This window comes from Domibacillus sp. F004 (assembly GCF_057814295.1).
Map to the genome: position 1 here is coordinate 1 of NZ_JBVATB010000049.1, position 296 is coordinate 296.

The 296-nt window shown below is 43.2% G+C and carries 1 protein-coding gene; it reads left to right on the plus strand.

The window, feature by feature from the left end:
* On the plus strand, positions 1-296 hold a 296-nt coding region (locus ACZYRN_RS19380; protein WP_488913196.1), incomplete at both ends, for an orotidine 5'-phosphate decarboxylase / HUMPS family protein.

Sequence of the window (296 nt, forward strand, 5' to 3'; positions counted from 1 at the left end):
CACCTGTTATTATTAACGAAGGCCTTCGTGCAGTAAAAGAAATGAAAGAAGCATTCCCTAACTTAACAGTTATTGCGGACTTGAAAGTAATGGATGCAGGCGGTTATGAAGTAATGGTAGCCTCTCAAGCAGGCGCAGGCATCGTAACGATTCTTGGCGCAACAGATGATGCAACAATCAAAGGTGCGGTAGAAGAAGCGAAAACACACGGTTCTGAAATCTTGATCGACATGATCAACATTAAAGACCTTGCAAAACGTGCACAAGAAGTAGACGCACTTGGCGTAGATTACATC